20 protein-coding genes, 1 tRNA gene, 1 rRNA gene and 1 pseudogene are annotated in these 20,676 nt (G+C 64.9%); 14 read left to right on the top strand and 9 right to left on the bottom strand.

Going from position 1 to position 20,676, the window contains the following annotated elements:
* Positions 1-68: 68 nt before the first annotated feature.
* The 4 genes from ABLE86_RS09085 to ABLE86_RS09070 all read left to right on the top strand — a co-directional run bounded on the left by ABLE86_RS09085 (position 69) and on the right by ABLE86_RS09070 (position 4,344).
* Positions 69-1,442, top strand: a complete 1,374-nt coding sequence (locus tag ABLE86_RS09085; RefSeq protein ID WP_348778630.1) for a phage tail protein — start codon at positions 69-71, stop codon at positions 1,440-1,442.
* 10 nt (positions 1,443-1,452) lie between these two features.
* A complete protein-coding gene (locus tag ABLE86_RS09080) occupies positions 1,453-3,015 on the top strand; it encodes a heme biosynthesis protein HemY (RefSeq protein ID WP_348778629.1) in 1,563 nt (520 codons plus the stop codon).
* Positions 3,016-3,118: 103 nt separating this feature from the next.
* Positions 3,119-3,607, top strand: a complete 489-nt coding sequence (locus ABLE86_RS09075) for a TerB family tellurite resistance protein (RefSeq protein WP_348778628.1) — start codon at positions 3,119-3,121, stop codon at positions 3,605-3,607.
* A 5-nt stretch (positions 3,608-3,612) separates the two neighbouring features.
* Positions 3,613-4,344 carry a glutamine amidotransferase gene (locus tag ABLE86_RS09070; RefSeq protein ID WP_348778627.1) on the top strand — a complete coding sequence of 244 codons (732 nt, stop codon included), beginning with the start codon at positions 3,613-3,615 and terminating at the stop codon, positions 4,342-4,344.
* 7 nt (positions 4,345-4,351) lie between these two features.
* Here ABLE86_RS09070 and ABLE86_RS09065 read toward each other — a convergent pair whose 3' ends face one another.
* Positions 4,352-4,513 carry a hypothetical protein gene (locus ABLE86_RS09065; protein ID WP_348778626.1) on the bottom strand — a complete coding sequence of 54 codons (162 nt, stop codon included), beginning with the start codon at positions 4,511-4,513 and terminating at the stop codon, positions 4,352-4,354.
* 443 nt (positions 4,514-4,956) lie between these two features.
* Here ABLE86_RS09065 and ABLE86_RS09060 point away from each other — a divergent pair, with 443 nt between their 5' ends.
* Complete coding sequence (locus ABLE86_RS09060; protein WP_348778625.1) at positions 4,957-6,249, top strand: NCS2 family permease; 1,293 nt, start codon at positions 4,957-4,959, stop codon at positions 6,247-6,249.
* Positions 6,250-6,338: 89 nt separating this feature from the next.
* Here the strand turns inward: ABLE86_RS09060 and ABLE86_RS09055 are convergent.
* Positions 6,339-6,414: transfer RNA gene (locus ABLE86_RS09055), tRNA-Ala, on the bottom strand.
* Positions 6,415-6,552: 138 nt separating this feature from the next.
* Between ABLE86_RS09055 and ABLE86_RS09050 the strand changes: the two genes are divergently transcribed.
* Together ABLE86_RS09050 and ABLE86_RS09045 are read left to right on the top strand one after the other, a co-directional pair.
* Positions 6,553-6,843, top strand: coding sequence for a YggT family protein (locus tag ABLE86_RS09050; protein WP_348778624.1), 291 nt, complete (start codon positions 6,553-6,555; stop codon positions 6,841-6,843).
* 11 nt (positions 6,844-6,854) lie between these two features.
* Entirely contained in the window at positions 6,855-7,178 is a 324-nt protein-coding gene (locus tag ABLE86_RS09045; RefSeq protein ID WP_348778623.1) for a DUF167 family protein, read from the top strand.
* Between the two features lie 68 nt (positions 7,179-7,246).
* On the opposite strand, the gene ppa is transcribed toward ABLE86_RS09045, so the two are convergent.
* The 5 genes and pseudogenes from ppa to ABLE86_RS09020 form a co-directional block, all read right to left on the bottom strand.
* Positions 7,247-7,783, bottom strand: a complete 537-nt coding sequence (ppa, locus tag ABLE86_RS09040; RefSeq protein ID WP_348778622.1) for an inorganic diphosphatase — start codon at positions 7,781-7,783, stop codon at positions 7,247-7,249.
* A 112-nt stretch (positions 7,784-7,895) separates the two neighbouring features.
* The gene (locus ABLE86_RS09035; protein WP_348778621.1) at positions 7,896-8,402 is read right to left on the bottom strand and encodes a GNAT family N-acetyltransferase; all 507 of its coding nucleotides are present in this window, start codon (positions 8,400-8,402) and stop codon (positions 7,896-7,898) included.
* Between the two features lie 84 nt (positions 8,403-8,486).
* Positions 8,487-9,131 (bottom strand): TPM domain-containing protein, encoded by a 645-nt coding sequence (locus tag ABLE86_RS09030; protein WP_348778620.1) that lies wholly within the window; start codon positions 9,129-9,131, stop codon positions 8,487-8,489.
* Complete coding sequence (locus tag ABLE86_RS09025) at positions 9,132-9,914, bottom strand: YgcG family protein (RefSeq protein WP_348779197.1); 783 nt, start codon at positions 9,912-9,914, stop codon at positions 9,132-9,134.
* Positions 9,915-10,017: 103 nt separating this feature from the next.
* A pseudogene (locus ABLE86_RS09020) lies at positions 10,018-10,637 on the bottom strand (LemA family protein).
* Positions 10,638-10,804: 167 nt separating this feature from the next.
* Between ABLE86_RS09020 and ABLE86_RS09015 the strand changes: the two are divergent.
* The 4 genes from ABLE86_RS09015 (at position 10,805) to ABLE86_RS09000 (ending at position 13,433) form a co-directional block, all read left to right on the top strand.
* The gene (locus ABLE86_RS09015; protein ID WP_348778619.1) at positions 10,805-11,059 is read left to right on the top strand and encodes a hypothetical protein; all 255 of its coding nucleotides are present in this window, start codon (positions 10,805-10,807) and stop codon (positions 11,057-11,059) included.
* A gap of 4 nt (positions 11,060-11,063) precedes the next feature.
* A complete protein-coding gene (gene pdxY, locus ABLE86_RS09010) occupies positions 11,064-11,948 on the top strand; it encodes a pyridoxal kinase PdxY (protein ID WP_348778618.1) in 885 nt (294 codons plus the stop codon).
* Positions 11,945-12,721, top strand: a complete 777-nt coding sequence (locus ABLE86_RS09005) for a DUF429 domain-containing protein (RefSeq protein ID WP_348778617.1) — start codon at positions 11,945-11,947, stop codon at positions 12,719-12,721. The genes pdxY and ABLE86_RS09005 overlap by 4 nt, the downstream gene beginning before the upstream one ends.
* Before the next feature lie 67 nt (positions 12,722-12,788).
* Complete coding sequence (locus ABLE86_RS09000; RefSeq protein WP_348778616.1) at positions 12,789-13,433, top strand: carbonic anhydrase; 645 nt, start codon at positions 12,789-12,791, stop codon at positions 13,431-13,433.
* 22 nt (positions 13,434-13,455) lie between these two features.
* Here ABLE86_RS09000 and ABLE86_RS08995 read toward each other — a convergent pair whose 3' ends face one another.
* Together ABLE86_RS08995 and ABLE86_RS08990 are read right to left on the bottom strand one after the other, a co-directional pair.
* Positions 13,456-14,688, bottom strand: coding sequence for a multidrug effflux MFS transporter (locus ABLE86_RS08995; protein WP_348778615.1), 1,233 nt, complete (start codon positions 14,686-14,688; stop codon positions 13,456-13,458).
* Positions 14,685-15,161, bottom strand: coding sequence for a MarR family winged helix-turn-helix transcriptional regulator (locus tag ABLE86_RS08990; protein WP_348778614.1), 477 nt, complete (start codon positions 15,159-15,161; stop codon positions 14,685-14,687). The genes ABLE86_RS08995 and ABLE86_RS08990 overlap by 4 nt, the downstream gene beginning before the upstream one ends.
* Before the next feature lie 159 nt (positions 15,162-15,320).
* On the opposite strand from ABLE86_RS08990, the gene ABLE86_RS08985 reads away from it, so the two are divergent.
* The 3 genes from ABLE86_RS08985 to ABLE86_RS08975 form a co-directional block, all read left to right on the top strand.
* Positions 15,321-17,375, top strand: coding sequence for a M3 family metallopeptidase (locus tag ABLE86_RS08985; RefSeq protein ID WP_348778613.1), 2,055 nt, complete (start codon positions 15,321-15,323; stop codon positions 17,373-17,375).
* 166 nt (positions 17,376-17,541) lie between these two features.
* Positions 17,542-19,368 carry a translational GTPase TypA gene (typA, locus tag ABLE86_RS08980; RefSeq protein WP_348778612.1) on the top strand — a complete coding sequence of 609 codons (1,827 nt, stop codon included), beginning with the start codon at positions 17,542-17,544 and terminating at the stop codon, positions 19,366-19,368.
* Positions 19,369-20,613: 1,245 nt separating this feature from the next.
* Positions 20,614-20,676, top strand: a 16S ribosomal RNA gene (locus ABLE86_RS08975); the annotation flags it as partial.

Raw genomic sequence — 20,676 nt, 5'->3', positions numbered from 1 at the left:
GTACTGATCCTTGCGCGGTTCTCGTGGCCGGGAATATTTGAAAACAACAAGCATTGCGGAGTTCTCACATGGTCAAGACGCCGAAGACGCGGCACTCGAAGACACAGCGGGAACCGGTGACGATCGAGCTGGAACCGGGCGAGGTCTCCCGCATTTCCGAACCGCAGGAAGAGTCCTCCGAGCCCCAGTCCGAGACCCCAACGACACAGGATTCCACAATGGCTGAAGAGACCGCCGCGGCGTCGGACGCCCCGAGCAAACCCGATTTGCAGCCCGAATCCGAGGCGGCCGCGGGCGAAGCTGCTGCCGCAACTGCCGCCCCGCAGACCGCCGAAGCCGCAGCGGAAAGGCACGAAGCAGGGCCTTCAGCCGGGCAGCCGAAAAACAGGCGCGGAGGCTTCGCGCCGCTCGTCGCAGGCGTCGTCGGCGGGCTGATCGCCCTCGCTGGCGCCGGCGGGTTGCAATATGCCGGCGTGCTGCCGGCTCCCGGCACGAGCAATGCGGCTGCGCCGGCGCTGGATGCGCTGCATTCCGAGCTTGCAGGGATGCGTCGGGACATCGACACGTTGAAGGGTGCCAGCGGCCAGCCGGATGCGCGGGTGACCGGCGAGATCGAGGCGGTGACCCAGTCGCTCGACCAGGTGAAATCGGACATTGCCAACCTGCGCCAGACCGTCGAGGCTTCGTCGGCCGGCGGGAACGCCGCTGAGGCGCTGGACGGTCGCCTCAAGGAGGTCGAGTCGCAACTTGCCGCCTTGCGCGAGCAGGCCGCGCACCAGGCGGCTTCCAGCGACGTCACGGCGATCGGCGAGCGAATCACGGGCCTGGAGACGCAGGAGAAGGCCAACGGCGAGGCGATCACCGCAAGCAGCGGCAAGCTTTCGGCGCTGGAGCAGAAGGTCAACGACCTGTCCGGCAAGGTCGAGGCACTCGCCGGGCAGCCCAAGGTGGCGCTGGCCATCGCCGCTTCGGCGCTCAAGTCGGCCGTCGAGCGCGGCGCGCCGTTCGAAGCGGAGCTGGAAACTTTCGCAGCACTTTCGCCCGATGCACCCGGTCTCGGCGGCTTGCGTGCCTATGCAAAGTCGGGCGTGCCGCCGATGGCGGAGATTCTCGGCGAGGCCGACGCGGCGGTCAGGGCGATGATCGCCGCCGGCAGGCCGGTCGACGAGAAGGCTGGCCTGGTCGACAGGCTTCTGAACAGCGCCGCTTCGCTGGTGACGGTGCGGCCGGTCGGCCCCGTCGAAGGCGCCGGCGTGCCGGAGATAGTGGCGCGCATGGAATTCGAGCTGAAGGCCGGCGAACTCGACAAGGCGCTGGCCGAGTACAACTCCCTGCCCGAGCCGGCCAAGGCGGCAGGCAGCGCCTTCGCCGACAAGATCCGCGCACGCGCCGAGGCGCAGAAGCTGGTCGATGAGGCGGTTGCCGGCGCGATGAAGGCATAGGGGGAAGCCGATGATCCGTATCCTCTTCTTCCTCCTGGTCGTATTCGTGCTCGCGCTGGGCTTTACCTGGCTTGCCGACCGGCCGGGTGACATGGTCGTCACCTTCAACGGCTATCAATACGAGGTGAAGCTCATCGTCGCGGCTGTCGCGGTCACGGCTACCGTCGCGGCCGTGATGTTGCTGTGGTGGCTCACCAGGTCGATCTGGAACAGCCCCTACACCATCGCCCGCTATTTTCGCGTCCGCCGCCGCGACCGCGGCTACCAAGCGCTGTCGACGGGCATGATCGCTGCCGGGTCCGGCGACGCCGAACTGGCGCGCAAGATGAATAGGCAGGCGGCCAAGTTGATCCGCTCCGACCAGGAGCCGTTGATCCAGTTGCTGGACGCGCAAGCCTCGCTTCTGGAAGGCGACCACGAGGCGGCGCGCAGCAAGTTCGAGGCTATGCTGGACGATCCCGAAATGCGGCTCCTCGGATTGCGCGGGCTCTACCTCGAGGCCGAACGGCTTGGGCACCGCGAGGCCGCAAGGCACTATGCCAGCCGCGCAGCCGACGTCGCACCACAACTCGGCTGGGCATCGGAATCGACCATGGAAGAGAAGGTCGAGCGCGGCGACTGGGACGGCGCGCTGAAGCTCGTCGAGGCGCAGAAATCCACGCGCCACATCGAGCCCGCCGTCGCCAATCGCCGTCGCGCCGTCCTGCTGACGGCAAAGGCCATGTCTTTGCTCGACACCGATCTGCCGGCGGCGAGGCAGGCGGCCCTCGAAGCCAATCGTCTCGCGCCGGAATTCGCGCCGGCTGCGGCTGTGGCCGCACGCGCCCTGTTCCGGCAGGACGACATCCGCAAGGGCTCCAAAATCATCGAAACGGCCTGGAAGGCGGAGCCGCATCCCGAACTTGCCGATCTCTACGTCCACGCGCGTCCGGGCGATGCCGTGCTCGACCGCCTGTCGCGGGCGCGCCGGCTTCAGTCGCTGAAGCAGAACCATCCCGAATCGTCGCTCGCCGTGGCGCGTGCGGCCCTCGATGCCGGCGAATACAGGACGGCGCGCGATGAGGCGGAGGCCGCTATCCGCATGCAGCCGCGCGAAAGCGCCTACCTGCTGCTGGCCGATATCGAGGAAGCCGAGACGGGGGATCAGGGCAAGGTGCGCCATTTCCTCGCCAAGGCACGGTGGGCGCCGCGCGATCCGGCGTGGGTCGCCGACGGCGTTGCCTCCGAACGCTGGGCACCGACATCGCCGGTGACCGGCAAGCTCGACGCCTTCGAATGGCAGGCGCCGGTCGAGCGACTGGGCCACCTCATCGATCAGCACGAGGAGGACCTGCCAGTCGCCCCGCGCGCAATCGAGCCTCCGGCGAAGCCTGGGCCGTCCATGGTCGAAGTCTCGCCCGAGCCGGCGGAGCCCGCCCGCGAGCATCACGCCGAAGCGGTTCGCGAAGTCGCCACCGCCTCAATGACCGATGCCGTGGTGGAGGAAGTGCCTCAGCCGACGCGACTGCCCGACGACCCCGGCGTGACGCCGGAGGAAGCCGAGAAGGCCCAGCGACGTTTCCGGCTGTTCTGAGGCCTCTTGCCGCCGGTGCACTTTTGCAAATCCTGTGGCTGCCGCGCGATGGACACATGCGTCGCGGGCGCGCTAGCTTCGGCTCGATTTGAAGGAAACACGGATGTTCGAACGCATTCTGTCCTTTCTGAAGGAACTGCCTGCCGGCAGGGCCGGCGTCCCCGCTCCTGGTGCCGATGACCCTCGCGTTGCCGCAGCCGCCCTTCTCTACCATGTCGTCGGCGCGGACGGCGTGCGCCAGGACGCCGAATGGGAACGGCTGAAGCAGGTCCTGTCCGAAGCCTACGGCGTCACGGGCCACGAGCTTTCGGCGCTGATCGCCGCCGGCAAGAAGGCCGACGCCGAAGCGGTCGATCTCTACGCGTTCACCAGCGTTCTGGCCCGACATCTGGACGAGGGCGGCCGCGTCGAATTCATCCGGTTGATGTGGGAAGTCGTCTATTCCGACGGCCAGCTGCACGAGCTGGAAGACAACACCATATGGCGCGTGGCCGAGCTGCTCGGCGTCGATCGGCGCGACCGCATCGCCATGCGGCAGCAGGTTGCCGAGGCCGCGGCGCAAAATAGTCCCGGCGGTTCCTCGGAAGAATGACCTCCATGCCTGGGATGCAGCCAAGCAGCAGACCGAAAATCCTCGTCGTTCTGCATCAGGAAAGCTCCAGTGCCGGGCGGGTCGGCCATCTTCTCCTGGAAAACGGTTTCGACCTGGACATCCGGCGCCCGCCGCTTGGCGACGATCTGCCCGAGACGCTGGAAGGCCATGCCGGCGCGGTGGTGTTCGGCGGGCCGATGAGCGCCAACGACACGGACGACTTCATCCGTCGCGAGACTGACTGGCTCTCGGTGCCATTGAGGGAGAACCGTCCCCTCCTCGGCATCTGCCTGGGTGCGCAGATGCTGGTCAATCATCTTGGCGGCCGGGTCGAGGGGCACGACGAGGGGCTTGTTGAAATCGGCTGGTACCCGCTGAAGGCGACCGACGAGGGCAAGAAGCTGATGCACTGGCCGGAAATGGTCTATCAGTTCCACCGCGAAGGCTTTTCGCTGCCCTCGGGCGCCACCCTGCTGGCCACTTCGGAAACCTATCCGAATCAGGCCTTCCGCTATGGCGACAACGCCTGGGGCATTCAGTTTCACGCCGAACTCACCCGCATCATGATGCATCGCTGGGTGGTGCGCGGCGCCCACCGTTTCGAGCTGCCGGGCGCGCAGCCCGGGCGTGACCATCTCGGCGGCCGGCTGATCTGGGACATGCACCTGAAGCGCTGGCTGGGGGAGTTCCTGCACATGATCTTCGGCACGCCGGCACAGGACCCGACGGCTGGATAGTGCACCTTCAGGTGGACTCGTCGCCCAGCGCGATCAGCACCCCCGCAATCGCCGCGCCGGCGGCAAGACCGATGGTGAAGCCGAGATTGGGACTGCTCAACACCACGCCGATCGCGGTTCCGACCAGTGCGCAGCCTACCAGGCAGATGGCGAACTGCAGCGTATTCATGTCCTTACCTCACGCCTTTGTCCAGGCCAGGTGTGTGGGGCGTTCCGGCGGCAGGTTTGCGAGGGGAATTTTCTTCGATGACGCGCATGGTCACATAGGCCGCCAGCGCCAGCAATAGTATCCGCATCGCCAGGCACCTCCTCTTTGCTGCCCAAGACCAATGTCGGCCGCCGGGGCGGCTCGCGGCGAAGAATTTTGGAACTGTGGCGTGCCGCAATAACTGGCGCGCCCGATGCTGGTTAAGGTTTCAATCGCCAGATGGTTCCCGCTTTTGTGATCTCGTTTGCCGTCGATCCCGAAAAACCAACCGCGTGGCGGCCGAAGCTTCGACCTATGCAGCGCTACGCAACCATCGTGAATCCGGTTAATGTGACGGCTCTGGCGAGGATGCGGCGTCAATGTCGCAGTCACGAAACCGGCAGGCTCCGACGGAGGGAAGATCCGTGCTGGAAAAATACTTCGACCTGAGCGCACAAGGCACGTCGGTCCGAACCGAGGTCATAGCCGGCCTCACCACCTTCCTCACCATGGCCTACATCATGTTCGTCAATCCGGCGATCCTGTCTACCACCGGCATGGACCGCGACGCGGTGTTCGTGGCCACATGCCTTGCGGCAGCGCTCGGCTCGCTCATCATGGCGCTGGTCGCGAAATGGCCGATCGGCATGGCGCCGGGCATGGGGCTCAACGCCTTCTTCGCCTTCACTGTCGTCGGGGCGCTGGGCTTTTCCTGGCAGCAGGCGCTCGGTGCGGTCTTCATCTCGGGCGTCATCTTCCTCATACTGACGCTGACCGGCATCCGCAGCTGGCTGATTGCGGGCATTCCCCACTCGATGCGAAGTGCGGTTGCGGCCGGCATCGGGCTGTTCCTGGGCATCGTGGCGCTGAAAAGCTCGGGCATAGTCGTGGCCAACGAAGCCACCTTCGTTGCGATGGGCGACGTGACCGAGACCGGCCCGCTGCTCGCCATTCTGGGCTTCTTCATCATCGCCGCTCTCGACGGGCTCGGGGTGCGCGGCGCAATCCTCATCGGCATCCTCGTGATCACCGCTTTGTCGATGGCGCTCGGCATCAGCCAGTTCCACGGCGTGGTTTCCGCACCGCCCAGCATCGCGCCCACCTTCCTGAAGCTGGACATCGCGGGAGCGCTGCACACCGGGCTTGTGCACGTCATCCTGGTCTTCGTACTGGTGGAAGTGTTCGACGCCACCGGCACGCTGATCGGCGTGGCCAAGCGCGCCGGCCTGATCGAGGAGGGCAAGCCGAACCGCTTGGGCAAGGCCCTTCTGGCCGACAGCACCGCCATCGTGGCCGGCTCGCTTCTGGGCACCAGCAGCACCACCGCCTATGTGGAAAGCGCCGCCGGCGTCCAGGCCGGCGGGCGCACCGGCCTGACGGCGCTGGTGATTGCGGTGCTGTTCCTGGCGTCGCTGTTCTTCTCGCCCCTGGCGGCGGATGTGCCGGTCTATGCGACCGCACCGGCACTGCTCTATGTGGCCTGCCTCATGGCGCGCGAGCTGGTCGACGTGGAATGGGGCGACATAACCGAGGCCACGCCTGCGGCCCTCACGGCCATGATGATGCCATTTACCTATTCGATCGCCAACGGGCTCGCCTTCGGCTTCATCAGCTACGCCGCACTGAAAACTCTCACCGGCCGGCCCGGCCAGGTGCACGCGGCGACGTGGCTCGTCGCTGTGCTGTTCGTCGTGCGCTTCGCCTTCTTTTCATCATAGCCGAGGCGCGCGGAGGCTCGCGACACATGAAGGCACGCGGGCAAGGCACCGGACCGAAAACTTGAACTTGTCGGGAAAAATCGATCCGCTGGTGGAGCTGAGGGGGATCGAACCCCTGACCTCGTCATTGCGAACGACGCGCTCTCCCAGCTGAGCTACAGCCCCATTCAGCAGATGGCGCGCATTTACGGTTGGCCGCGGGTTTCTGTCAAGCAGGTAGTTGGCGCGCAAGCCTGCCCTGCTGCCAGGTCTTGTCGCCCGGGCGCGCAGCCGCTACATCTCGCCAATTCAACGGAGAACGGCATGATCGCCCTCATTCAGACCCTGGTTCTGGCGCTGGACATCTATTGGTGGATTCTCATCGGCGCGGCCATCTTCTCTTGGCTCTACGCCTTCAACGTCGTCAACTCGCGCAACCAGTTCGTCGGCGCGATCGGGAACTTCCTGTTCCGCGCCACGGAACCGGTGTTGGCACCGATCCGACGCCTCCTGCCCGATCTCGGCGGCATCGACATCTCGCCGATCATCGTCCTTCTGATCATCTTCTTCCTGCGCCAGTTTCTGCTGACCACGGTGCTGCAGCTGGTCGTCTGACGGGCGCTGGGTTGGCCGGCTTCTTTCGGATCCACGACAAGGGCGTCGATGTCCATGTGCGCCTGACGCCGCGCTCGTCGAAAGATGCCCTCGAGGGTGTCGATACGGCGGCGGACGGCCGGTCGCATCTCGCCGCCCGCGTGCGGGCGGTGCCGGAGAAGGGCGCGGCCAATGCGGCGCTCGAGAAGCTTCTTGCTTCATCCCTGGGGATCGCGCGCAGCGATGTCTCGGTCGTCGCGGGCGGCACGTCGCGGCTGAAGACGGTGCGCCTGAGCGGCGATGCCGGCGCCCTCACGGCGAAGCTGGAAGAACTGGCCGGGCGCAGCGCGCGCTGACAGGCCCAAGAAAAAGGCCGCTTCGGGCGAAGCGGCCTTTTTCTTGGAGTGAGTGCACGAAAGGGAGATCAGCCCTTCTGCGCGTTGTAGCGCTCGATCGCTTCCACGATCATCTTCTTGGCGTGGGCCGCGTCCTTCCAGCCGCCGATCTTGACCCACTTGCCGGGTTCCAGATCCTTGTAGTGCTCGAAGAAGTGCTGCACCTGCTGCAGGGTGATCTCCGGCAGCTGGTTGTATTCGAACACATTCTCGTAGCGGCGGGTGATGTGCGGCGACGGTACGGCAATGATCTTCTCGTCCTCGCCGGCATTGTCTTCCATCACCAGCACGCCGATGGGGCGCACGCTGATGACGCAGCCCGGAATCAGGGCGCGCGTGTTGCAGACCAGAACGTCGATCGGATCGCCGTCGCCCGACAGGGTATGCGGCACGAAGCCGTAATTGCCCGGGTAGCGCATCGGCGTGTAGAGGAAGCGGTCGACGAACAGCGTGCCGGCTTCCTTGTCCATTTCGTACTTGATCGGCTCGCCGCCGACCGGGACCTCGATGATGACGTTGACGTCTTCCGGCGGATTCTTGCCGGTGGGGATTGCTTCGATGCGCATGGCTGCGTGGTCTCCTTTTCGGCGCAGGAAATAGCCGCCAAGAGCGCCATGCGCAACAGCGGCAAGCTGTCCCGTCCTCTCGATGGCCATGTTTTGGGGAGGTGTCCCGGGGTCAGTCCCAGACGAAGGCGACCTTGCGCAGCGCCTTCTGGTCGAAGACCTCGACCCCTTCGGCGACATCGCGGCCGCCGGCGCCTGCGTAGAAGGCCAGCGCATTGTCGTTGTCTTCCAGGGCCCAGACCACCAGCCCCTTCAGCCCATGCCCGGCGAGCTTCTCGCGCGCGGCCGCAAACAGGCGGCTGCCCAGCCCGATGCCCTGATATTCCGGCCGAAGATAGATTTCGTAGATCTCGCCCTGCTGCGGCAACTCGCGGGCGCGGTTGCGCCCCACGGTTGCGTAGCCGGCGATCGTGCCGCCAATCTCCACCACCAGAACAGTTGCCGCGCGGCGAATCGCATTCGCCCACCAGGCGCTTCCGCGACGGTTGATCATCGCCGTCAGCGCTCGGTGCGGAATGATGCCGGCATAGGCGCCCTGCCAGGCCAAATGGTGGACCTCCGCGATCTGCTCAGCGTCGCGTGGTTCGGCCTTGCGTATGTCGATGATCAGCGTGTTCATGATTAGTTAACCATAAACCTCCGCCGGTGGACAGGCAAGCAAGAGCTATGCCCGCCAGCAGCCCGATCGCCTCGCGAGCGGGCTTCAGATCTCGATCAGATGGTCGTCGAGTTCGTTCACATCGTCCGCGCGGGCGGGGAAGTGAACGGCGAGCAGGCCTCCCACCGCGCCAATCGCCGAAACGAAGCCGTCGGCCAGACGGTCGCGGCTGGCGTGGCCGACCAGGTCGCGAATCACTGCGTCCCATGCGTGCTGGGGCACGTGCTGGTTGATGCCGCCGTCGGCGACGACCGAGGCGTAGCGCTCGGCCAGCGAGACGAAGATCAGCACGCCGGTGCGGCTTGCGGTGATGTGGACGTTGCGGGCGATGAACTGCCTGAGCGCGTTTTCGTGGGCGCGGCGATAGCGGACCCTGCGCGGCACGAACCACAGGCGGGAAGCTGGCGCCAGCCAGAGCAGGGCCAGCGCCGTGGCGGCGGCCAGCAGCTGCGCGGCGACGAAGACCGGCAGGCGAAGGCTGATCCACCAATATTCAAGCACCAGGGCCAGCGGCAGGCTCAGCAGCAGGATGGCGCCGAGCACGAAACAGGCCGCCGGAAAGAAATAGCTACCGCTGGAGCGGGCGACCACGCAGTAGATTTCGCCCGCGGTTTTCGTTTCGGCCTCGCGGATTGCGGCGGCGATGCGCGCATGCTCCTCCGGTTTCATGGCGTGGTGCGCTCTTTTCATTCACCAGCTCCCCGAAGAGCCGCCGCCGCCGGACGACCCGCCGCCGCCCGAAAAGCCGCCACCGCCTGACCAGCCCCCGCCTCCGCCGGACCAGCCGCCGCCGGACCAGCCCCCGCCGGAGGAGCCGCGGGAGTTGTAGTTGAAATCCATGCCGAGCCAGCGATAGCGGCCGGGTGCGATCCGGCGACCGAACATGCGTGGCAGCACCGCCATGGCAAAACCGCCGAAGAACAGCGTGGCCCAGATGATGATGAACAGCAGCGCGAATATGTCGACCGGCTCCGATTGTTCGGTCTGGTTGCGTTTTGCGCGCGCTTCCAGTTCCGCGGCGTTGCCCTCCAGCACCATGATGATGTCATCCACGGCCTTGCTGATGCCGCCGGAAAAGTCGCCGGCGCGGAAGGCCGGCACCATGGTGTTCTCGATGATCAGCCGGGTGTGCAGGTCGGTCAGCGTGCCTTCGAGCCCGTATCCAACCTCAATGCGCATCTTGCGGTCGGCCTTGGCGACCAGGAGCAATACGCCGTTGTTTTCGCTGGCCTGGCCCAGCTTCCAGGCACGGAACAGCCGGTTAGCGTAAGGCTCGATGGCCTCGCCGTCGAGACTGTCGATGGTGGCGACGACTATCTGGTCGGAGGACTTCTTCTCGAAATTGGCAAGCTTCTGGTCGAGCGCGGCGCGAGCGGCCGGCGTCATCATGCCGGCATTGTCGACCACGCGGCCGGTAAGCGCCGGCAACTCGGCGGCCTGCGCGAAGGCGCAGAAGAACAAGGCCACCAGCATGAACAGGACGGGAGCGAGCCGGCGCCATGGCCATGCCCCGGCGCCGGCCGAAGTCCGCGCCTTCAAAACCCTGGGCCGTTCGATTGCGGCGTCTGCCTTCATGCTAGTTGAAATTGACCTTCGGCGCCTCGATCTTGTCCTCGGGAACCGTGAAGTTCTGGAACGGCTGGGCGTCGGTGAACCAGAGCTTTGCCCATAGGATCGACGGGAAGGTCTTGAGCGTCGTGTTGTAGACCCGCACCGCCTCGATGTAGTCGCGCCGCGCAACGGCGATGCGGTTTTCGGTGCCTTCCAGCTGCGCCTGAAGGGCGAGGAAATTCTGGTTGGCCTTCAGGTCGGGATAGTTCTCGGTGACCGCAAGCAGGCGCGAAAGCGCGCTGGTCAGGCCGGACTGACTTTCCTGGAAGCCTTGAACTTTTCCGGATCGTTCAGCGCCTCCGGCGGCAACACGGTCTGCGTTGCCCTGGCGCGGGCCGAGACCACTGCGTCCAGCGTGGCCTTTTCATGCGAGGCATAGCCTTTGACCGTCTCGACCAGGTTGGGGATCAGGTCGGCGCGGCGCTGGTACTGGTTCAGCACCTCGCTCCAGGCCGCCTTGGCGTGTTCCTCCTGGGTGGGGATCGTATTGTAGCCGCACCCCGCCAGAAGCGGCAGCATGACCGCCATCACAACAAAAGCCGAAAAAGAGCGGATGGACGGGAGCGGCAGGCGCTGGGCGAACATGGAACATCCTCTGGTTCATGACCGGGCAGTCGAAAAGTAGCACAGTTGCCGCGCAAGGAAATGGCCTGGTCTGCGCATCGCATCCGCGCTCGGCGAATCGCTCCGATTGCGCATTGTCACGGCTGGGGTCGTGCCGGTAGAATTCGCCCCGGAAAGAGGTCCGGACCGTGACACAGCGAGGCAGCAACGATGCCGACGAATCGCGACGCATACTCGACCGCGTCGCTCGGGAGGGCGGCAGCGGCGGTGCGTCGGTTGTCTCGCGCACGGCCCGGCGGGCCAAGGACCATTTCTCCGGCGCGGATGTCGACCGCGACGACCGCGTCGAATACTGGGGCACGCGCATCGGTCGCCTGCTCGGACTGCTGATATGCGCCGGACTTCTGGTCTGGCTGGTAATTTTCCTGCTGCGGGGCGCCTGAACCCATGACATCCGAAACCGCCGACGCGCCGCGCGCTGTCATCGTCATCTCCAGCCATGTCGCGCGTGGCTCGGTGGGCAATCGCGCCGCGGTTTTCGCGCTGGAGACGCTGGGCTATCCCGTCTGGGCGGTGCCCACCGTCATCCTGCCCTGGCACCCCGGACACGGCCGGGCAACGCGCATCGTGCCGCAGCCGGGCGAATTCGCCGCACTGATGAAGGACCTCGAAAACGCGCCCTGGCTGGGCGAGGTGGCCGGCGTGCTGTCCGGCTATCTCGGCAACGCCGAGCAGGCGGCGGCAGTGGCCTCGCTGGTCGCGGCGGTGCGTGCGAGGAACCCGAACGCACTCTATGTCTGCGACCCGGTGATGGGCGACCTCGGCGGCCTCTACGTGTCCGAGGCGCACGCAGCCGCCTTGCGCGACACGCTGCTGCCGCTTGCCGACATTGCCACGCCCAATCGCTACGAGCTCGAATGGATCGTCGGTGCCAAGCTCGATAGCGTCCGCGCCGTGGTGGAAGCCGCCATGCATGTCGGGCCGGCCAACATGCTGGTGACCTCGGCCCCTGCCATGATGGCCGGCAGCACCGGCAATCTTCTCGTTACCCCCACTGCGGCGCTGCTCGCCGAACACCGCATCATCGAGCGCCCGCCGAACGGCCTCGGCGACCTGACCGGCGCTGTCTTCATGGCGCGCCTGCTGGGCGGGCAGACGATGGAGGCGGCGCTGCGCTCGACCACCGCTTCGGTGTTCGAGATCCTTGCACGCACCGCCAAGCGCGGCGGCGACGAATTGCAGCTTGAAACGGATGCACAGAGCCTGTCGCATCCGATGGCGATGGTGCACCTGCGCCATCTGCTGCATCCTGGCCGCGACAAGCGGGCGTGAGCGGGGCGGCGATCGAAAGGGCCGTCGCAGGCGTCGACGGCTGCAAGGCCGGCTGGATCGCCGTGTCCCGAATTCCGGGCGAGCAGGTTGCAGCAACTGTGTTCGCGACCTTTGCCGATCTGGTCGCGGCCCTTCCTGCCGATGCCGCGATCGCCGTGGACATGCCGATCGGCCTGCCGGCGTTTTCATCCCGCGGCGGCCGCGGGCCGGAAGCCCTGGTGCGGCCGCTGCTCGGGCAACGGCAATCGAGCGTCTTTTCAATTCCCTCGCGGACCGCGCTCTATGCTCGGACGGACGGCTTCACCACGCTGGACGCCTGGTATGAAGCTCATCGCGAGGCGAGTGTCGTGGCGCGCGCCACGTCCAGCCCGCCTCGCGGCGTTTCCATCCAGGCCTTCGGCATTTTCTCGAAAATACGGGAACTTGACGCGCTGTTGATCGAGCGGCCCGAATTGCGCGGCCGGGTCATCGAATCGCATCCGGAGGTGGCGTTCTGGCAGCTGAACGGACGGCGCGCCATGTCCCTGCCAAAGAAGGTCAAGGGGCGCGTCAACGCTCCCGGCATGGAAGAGCGCAAGGCGCTGCTTTCCCGTCACGAACTGGCGCGCGGCTTTCTCGACCAGGCACCGCCGCGCGGCGCGGCGGAAGACGATTTCCTCGACGCCGCGGCGGTGATGCTGGTGGCTGCGCGCTTCGCCCGCGGCGAGGCCATCTGCTTTCCTGACCCGCCCGGCTCGGACGAGCACGGGCTGCCGGTCGCCATCTGGGCGTAAAAAAGCAGGCGCGCGCGGCCCGTATTTGCGTTGATCGGCGGCGGCTTTGGCTTTAATGCGGTTTTTCATGACCCATCTGCCCAAAAAGCTGCTCGCCGGTTATCGCAACTTCATGAACGGCCCCTTCCAGACGGAAACCAGCCGTTATCGCGAGCTTGCCCGACAGGGCCAATCGCCGGAAACCCTTGTGATCGCCTGCTGCGACTCGCGCGCGGCGCCGGAAATCATCTTCGGGGCGGGGCCGGGCGAACTGTTCGTGCTGCGCAACGTGGCCAATCTGGTGCCGCCCTATGCGCCGGACGGGCAATATCACTCGACTTCGGCCGCGCTGGAATTTGCCGTGCAGGCGCTCAAGGTCAAGAACATCGTCGTCATGGGCCACGGCCGCTGCGGCGGCATCAAGGCAGCGCTGAACACCGATGCGGCACCGCTGTCGCCGGGCGATTTCATTGGCCAGTGGATGGGCCTTCTGGCCCCGGCCGCGGAGGCCGTTTCCGGCAATACGCTGATGACCGCGACCGAGCGCCAGACTTCGCTGGAACGCATCTCGATCCGCTATTCCATCGCCAATCTCAGGACGTTCCCTTGCGTGCGCATCCTGGAGGAGAAGGGCCGGCTCACCCTCTACGGAGCCTGGTTCGACATCTCCACCGGCGAACTCTGGGTCATGAACAAGGAAACCGGTGACTTCGAGCGGCCCGAAGTGGATTGAGCCGGGCGCGGCGCCGTTCGCGCTAGTTGCCGGTTTTGAGGTGGCTTGATGGCTCGGCCAGCCTGCGCCAGATGCTCCAGGAGACAATGGCCAACAGCCCCATCGTGGGGATGATCGTCGCCATGGCGGCAACCGGATCGCCGATCAGGGCCGCACATGCCCCGCCGAGCAGGCCGGCGCCCATCTGCAGAAAGCCCAGGACGGCGGAAGCCGCACCGGCGCTTCTGGGGAAGGGAGCCATCGCCGCAGTGCTCATGGCCGGCGTCACGAAGGCGATGCCGAACGCATAGACGCCCACGGGGCCCATCACGCCAAGGAATGTCGGCTCATATAGCTTCAACCCCAGTGCAAGCATCAGGCTGGCCGTGCCGATGCAGGCAAGGCCGACAGGTACCAGGCGGAACGCGCCGAAGCGGCCAATGAGGGTGCGCAGCACCACCGAACCAAATATGTAGCTGAGCGACTGGATCAGCATGGCCGCGCCGAACTTGGTCGGCGTGAGGCCGATGCGCTCCATGAGGATGAAGGGCAGCACCGATGCCTGGGCGTAGATCGCTCCCGCGCTCCCTGCCATGGCCAGGCTCGCCAGCATGAAATAGGGCGTGGTGATGATCGTGCCGTAGGTCGCGGCCAACTGCCTGGGGCGAAGCCGCGAGGCGTCGCGCACCACCGTCTCCCGCATTGTGACGAAAGTGACGAGCACGATGAGCCCTCCCATCCCCACCATCAGCAGGAAAATGGCGTGCCAACCGAAAAGCTGCATGGTGAAGCCGCCAATCGTAGGCGAGAAGGCCGGCCCTATCGCCAGGATGATGCCGATCAGGTTCATGATCCGGGCGGAACGTTCATGGGTAAAGATGTCGCGAACCAGGGCACGGGAAATGGCTACACCGACAGCGGCGCCGACGCCTTGCAGGAAGCGCGCCAGGATCAGAAGCTCGATGGTGGGCGAGAGCAGGGCGAAAACGCTGCCGGCAAGATAGATGGCCATGAAGGCCACCGTGATCGGGCGTCTGCCGAAGGCATCCGACAGCGGGCCGCAGACGAGCTGGGCGAAGGCAAAGCCGCCGAAATAGAGCGACAGGGTCATCTTCACCGCCGCTTCGGTGGTGCCGAAGGCGCGAACGATCTCAGGCATGGCCGGCGTGAAGAGTGACATCGAAATCGGCCCGATCGCGGCCAGCATGCCGCCGATCAGGGCTACGCGCCGCTCGCTCATGATGGCGGCCGCCGTCGGGAATGCCTGCATGTTCATGTGTTGGCGTCTTCCTTGGAGCCCAATGCGGACTTTGCCGCCGTGAGGCTGGCGCGAATGGTCTTCAGCATTTCGAGCAGGCGGTCCCAATCCTCGGCGTCAATGCCTTGTGAGGCATCGCCGCGCAATGCGAGGCTGATCGGTGCCATGCGCTCCAGCATTTCGCCCCCAGCCTCAGTGACGCGGACGAGCTTGGCGCGGCGGTCGGCGGGGTCGGGCTGCCGCTCGACAAGCCCCTGGGCCTCCAGGCGGTCGAGCGAACTGCTCAGGGTCATCGCTTCAACGCCGATGCGCTCGGCCAAGACGTTCTGGCGAACGGCGCCGGCGCGAGCGGCGTGCGAGAGCGTGCGGCCCTCGCTCGGTGTCAGGCCGAGACCGGCCTCGCCGATCCGCCTGTCCATCTCGGCACGAATCAGCCGGGCCACGTCGGTGATGAGGAAGCCGAAGCTGTCCGGGTTTACCTTGTATGGCATGGAAATACTAATTCCCCCTTATTATCACCCTTCCTTAAGAAGTCCGTTGTCGGCCGTCAAGAGTTGCGCCGGGCAGGTTGCCACCTTACATCGAGGCCTGGTTGCCGGTTCCGGCCGGTGCCTCCCGCCGAATGTCCGACCATAAGGAAAAAGCCGCCAATGCCGTCCGTGACCGCTGTCGATCTGAAAAGCCATCCGCTCACGCTGTGGAGCGGTCCGCTCGGGCTGCCGGATTTTTCGCGCATCGGCGACGGCGATTTCGCCTCCGTGTTCGATGCGGCGCTCAGGGCGCATGAGGCTGAGATCTCGGAGATCGCCGGCAATTCGGAGGCCCCGACGATCGACAATACGCTTGCGGCGCTGGAGCTTTCGGGCGATGCGCTGGACCGCGTCTCGGCGATCTTCTGGTGCCGGGCCGGTGCACACACCAACCCGACCATCCAGGCGCTGGAACGCGACATCTCGCCGAAGATGGCGCGGCACTATTCCACCATCTCTATGAACGAGAAGCTGTTCGCTCGCATCGACGACCTCTACCAGCGCCGCGACACGCTTGGGCTCGATGCCGAGACGCTTCGGGTGCTGGAGCGCAGCTGGAAGGGTTTCGTCCGCGCCGGCGCGAAGCTGGATGCGGAAGGCAAGAAGCGGCTGGCGGCAATCAACGAGGAGCTTGCCTCGCTCGGCGCGCAATTCGGCCAGAACGTGCTCGCCGACGAAAGCGAGTGGGCGATGTTCCTCGATGAAGGCGATCTTGCCGGCCTGCCGGACTTTTTGAAGAGCGCCATGGCGCAAGCCGCCGAGATGCGTGGCCAGAAGGGCCGCTACGCCGTCACTCTGTCGCGTTCGATCTACGAGCCCTTCACGACATTTTCCGAGCGTCGCGACCTGCGTGAAAAGGCCTTCCGGGCCTTCACCATGCGCGGCGAGAACGGCGGCAAGGCTGACAACAGCAAAGTGGTCAAGACCACGCTCAAGCTGCGGGCCGAAAAGGCCAAGCTGCTCGGCTACGAGAACTATGCCGCGCTCAAGCTCGACGACACCATGGCCAAGACGCCCTCGGCGGTCATGGCGCTGCTGGAGCCGGTGTGGGACAAGGCGCGCGAGAAGGCGGCGGCCGACGAGGCCGAACTGCAGCGCATCGCCGCTTCCGGCGGCAGCAACGAAAAGCTCGCTGCCTGGGACTGGCGCTTCTACCAGGAAAAGCTGCGGGCCGAGAAATACGCCTTCGACGAGGCGGAGCTGAAGCCCTATCTCCAGCTCGAGCGCGTCATCGACGCCTGTTTCGACGTAGCCAACCGCCTGTTCGGCATCAGCTTCGTGGAAAAGAAGGGCATTCCCGGCTGGCATCCGGACGTGCGCGTCTTCGAAGTGAAGAACGCCGACGGCAGCGACCGGGCCTTGTTCCTCGCCGATTATTTCGCGCGGCCGTCGAAGCGCTCCGGCGCCTGGATGAGCTCGCTGCAGTCGGGGTATAGGCTGGGCGACGGCTCCAGCCCGATCATCTACAACATCATGAATTTCGCCAAGCCCGCCGAAGGCGAGCCGGCGCTCTTGTCGCTCGACGAGGCCAAGACCCTGTTCCACGAGTTCGGCCACGCCTTGCATGGCATGCTCACCGACGTAACCTGGCCGTCCGTCTCGGGCACTTCGGTGTCGCGCGACTTCGTCGAGCTGCCCTCTCAGCTCTACGAGCACTGGCTGACGGTGCCGCAAGTGCTCGAAAAACACGCCCTGCATTTCAAGACCGGCGAGCCGATGCCCAAGGAACTGCTCGACAAGATGCTGGCGGCAAAAACCTTCGGCGCCGGCTTCAACACGGTCGAGTTCACCTCCTCGGCGCTGGTCGACATGGCCTATCATGCGCGCGCCGACGCGCCGGAAGATCCGCTTGGCTTTGAGGCCGAGACGCTGAAAGCGCTCGGCATGCCGGACGCCATCGTCATGCGCCATCGCAGCCCGCATTTCCAGCACGTGTTCTCGGGCGACGGCTATTCGGCCGGCTACTACTCCTACATGTGGTCGGAGGTGCTCGATGCCGACGCCTTTGCGGCCTTCGAGGAGACGGGCAATGCCTTCGATCCGGCCATGGCCGAGCGGTTGCGCAAACATATCTATTCGGCCGGCGGTTCGGCCGACCCGGAGGAGCTCTACACCGCCTTCCGCGGCAAGATGCCGACGCCCGACGCCATGATGGAGAAGCGCGGCCTTGTGTGACCGGCCCGGTGGGTGCTTCGACGCTCCCAGCGCTGGCGACGGCCGCTTTGGCGGGCTGTTTTGCGTCCGCCCCTTTCGCAATTGCGAAAAACCATGTAAGAGCGCGCCCAAGTGAAACGCGGGGCGTCGCCTGGCTGGCGCCCGCCAACCCTCCTCGGACCCCCATATGAAACTCCGCAATATCGCGATTATCGCGCACGTCGACCATGGCAAGACAACCTTGGTCGATGCGCTCCTGAAGCAATCCGGCTCCGTGCGTGACAACCAGCGCGTCGCCGAGCGCGTGATGGACTCGGGCGATATCGAAAAGGAACGCGGCATCACCATCCTGGCCAAGGCAACTTCGGTCGAATGGAAGGGTACCCGCATCAATATCGTCGACACGCCCGGTCACGCCGACTTCGGCGGCGAGGTCGAACGCATCCTCAACATGGTCGACGGCGCCATCGTGCTGGTCGACTCTGCCGAAGGCCCGATGCCGCAGACCAAGTTCGTGGTCGGCAAGGCGCTGAAGGTCGGTCTTCGTCCGATCGTGGCGATCAACAAGATCGACCGTCCGGACGCTCGCCACAACGAGGTCATCAACGAAGTGTTCGACCTCTTCGCTGCCCTCGATGCCACCGACGAGCAGCTCGACTTCCCAATCCTGTACGGCTCCGGCCGCGACGGCTGGATGGCCGCCAACCCCGAAGGTCCGCAGGACGAGGGCCTGGCGCCTCTGTTCGACCTGGTGCTCAAGCATGTGCCGGAGCCCAAGGTGGCCGAAGGCCCGTTCCGCATGATCGGCACCATCCTCGAGGCCAATCCGTTCCTCGGCCGCATCATCACCGGCCGCATCGAGGCCGGCACGCTTAAGCCCAACCAGTCGGTCAAGGTGCTGCACCATGACGGCACGCTTCTGGAAAACGGTCGCGTGTCGAAGATCCTCGCCTTCCGCGGCATCGAGCGCCAGCCGATCGACGAAGCGCAGGCCGGCGACATCGTCGCCATTGCGGGCCTGTCCAAGGGCACGGTCGCCGATACCTTCTGCGATCCGGCGGTTTCCGAGCCGATGCTGGCTCAGCCCATCGATCCGCCGACGGTGACGATGTCCTTCCTCGTCAACGACTCGCCGCTCGCCGGCACCGAGGGCGACAAGGTGACGAGCCGCGTCATCCGCGATCGCCTGCTGAAGGAAGCCGAAGGCAGTGTCGCGCTGAAGATCGAGGAATCGGCCGACAAGGATTCCTTCTATGTCTCGGGCCGCGGTGAGCTTCAGCTTGCCGTTCTCATCGAGACCATGCGCCGCGAAGGTTTCGAGCTTGCCGTGTCGCGTCCGCGCGTCGTCATGCAGAAGGACGAGGCCGGCCAACTGCTCGAGCCGGTCGAGGAAGTCGTCATCGACGTGGACGAAGAACACGCCGGCGTCGTCGTGCAGAAGATGAGCGAGCGCAAGGCCGAGATGGTCGAGTTGAAGCCTTCGGGCGGCAACCGCCAGCGCCTCGTCTTCCATGCGCCGACCCGCGGCCTCATCGGCTATCAGTCGGAACTCCTGACCGACACGCGCGGCACGGCGGTGATGAACCGGCTGTTCCACTCTTACCAGCCCTTCAAGGGCGAGCTGCCGGGGCGCACCAATGGCGTGCTGATCTCCAACGAGCAGGGCGAGGCCGTGGCCTATGCGTTGTGGAACCTTGAGGATCGCGGCCCGATGGTCATCGACGCCGGCGTCAAGGTCTACCAGGGCATGATCATCGGCATTCACTCCCGCGACAACGACCTCGAGGTCAATGTGCTGAAGGGCAAGAAGCTCACCAACATCCGCGCCGCCGGCAAGGACGAGGCGGTGAAGCTGACGCCGCCGATTCGGATGACGCTGGAGCGTGCGCTTGCCTGGATCCAGGACGACGAACTGGTCGAGGTGACGCCGAAGTCGATTCGTCTGCGCAAGCTTTATCTCGATCCGAACGATCGCAAGCGCTTCGAGAAGGCCAAGACCGCCGGCGCGGCCTAGGCACGTCATCGAAAGAGAAAAGGCTCTCCTATTAGTGCGGGAGCGGAAAACGCGGGGCAGGTCCCCGCGTTTTTGTTTTTGGGAATCGCCCGAGGCCGGGCCCTCGACGAGCTGCGAATCGCCCGGCCCGACAGAATCGCCGGCAACGCGGCGCCGATTCGCTGCAAATCATCAATCGTGTGAATCGCGGCCCAACGAATCGAAACGTTCTTTCGGCCTTCACTCATGATTCCCTGGCTGCCGGGGCGCCGCCTGCGAGCCATATCTCTACTGGGAGCCATTAGGAGTGCCCGCGAACAGGCAAGGGTTTCGGCCAGGCTCGCGGGAATGGCACGGTACTCTCTCTACTGTTCGGGCTCGAATCATCCGGGTGCCCTATTGGCCGGTATTCGGGGCCGACCCCCAATCAAATCATCGGTTGAGATTCGCAGCGCAGAATAAGCGTGGCGGAGGAACGGGGCCTGGACATGGATTGAGCGGTTCTCCGGCTCTTATCCATGATCCCTGGCCGCCCGGCACGACCGCCAACCGTCTCTCTCTATAGGAAGCAGCGGGGGCGCGGGCAGACAGGCCCGCATTTCTGCCGTCAGGCACCCGACGAAATGCTGTGGCGTGGCGATCCGGATCGTCGGCAGCGAGGTGATTTGCCAAAATCCAGCGCCCGATTCCCTCGTCACAACGGAGAAACATGTCTGTTTGTCCCCGGGGATGGGAACGGAAGCAGGCCTGGTGCGGGCACACCGTTCGACCTTACGCAGGGTTTTGCAGGGTTGTCTGGATTTTGTCGCAAAAAATTCAAAAAAGGCGAAAAAGGTCGTTGACAGTCTGCGAGGGTGGGGCCTATATACGCCTCAACAACGAGGGCGGCGCGCCGCTGGCGACCCTGAAGTTCGCTTCTAAGAAACGCCCTGGTTGACGAAATCAAGCGAGCCGCTTATAGCGACCTCGACGGGCCCCGGAGCCGAAAGCGAAACGGGCCCACGACATCGTGTCTTCGATGTCTGTTCTTTGAAAATTGAAGATTGAAGAAAGAGAAACGTGGGCGGCAGAGTTCTGCTGGTCCCGGAGCGGAGACTAAAGTCTTCGCAGTGATGGGGCCGAACGAGACTTTGGCGGACACGTTTTTGAGAGAATAAGTCTACCAGGGCAAGAGATTGTCCAGGTGTGAATGTTCTCGTCAATTCGAATGCGTGACCAGACTGCGGTCTTTTTAGATTGCAGTGTCAAAAGCCAATCAAAGTTTCAAAACTTGAGAGTTTGATCCTGGCTCAGAACGAACGCTGGCGGCAGGCTTAACACATGCAAGTC

This window comes from Mesorhizobium sp. KR2-14 (assembly GCF_040049255.1).
In the GTDB taxonomy this organism is placed as follows: domain Bacteria; phylum Pseudomonadota; class Alphaproteobacteria; order Rhizobiales; family Rhizobiaceae; genus Pseudaminobacter.
This window is presented reverse-complemented; position numbering and strand designations above follow the sequence as displayed.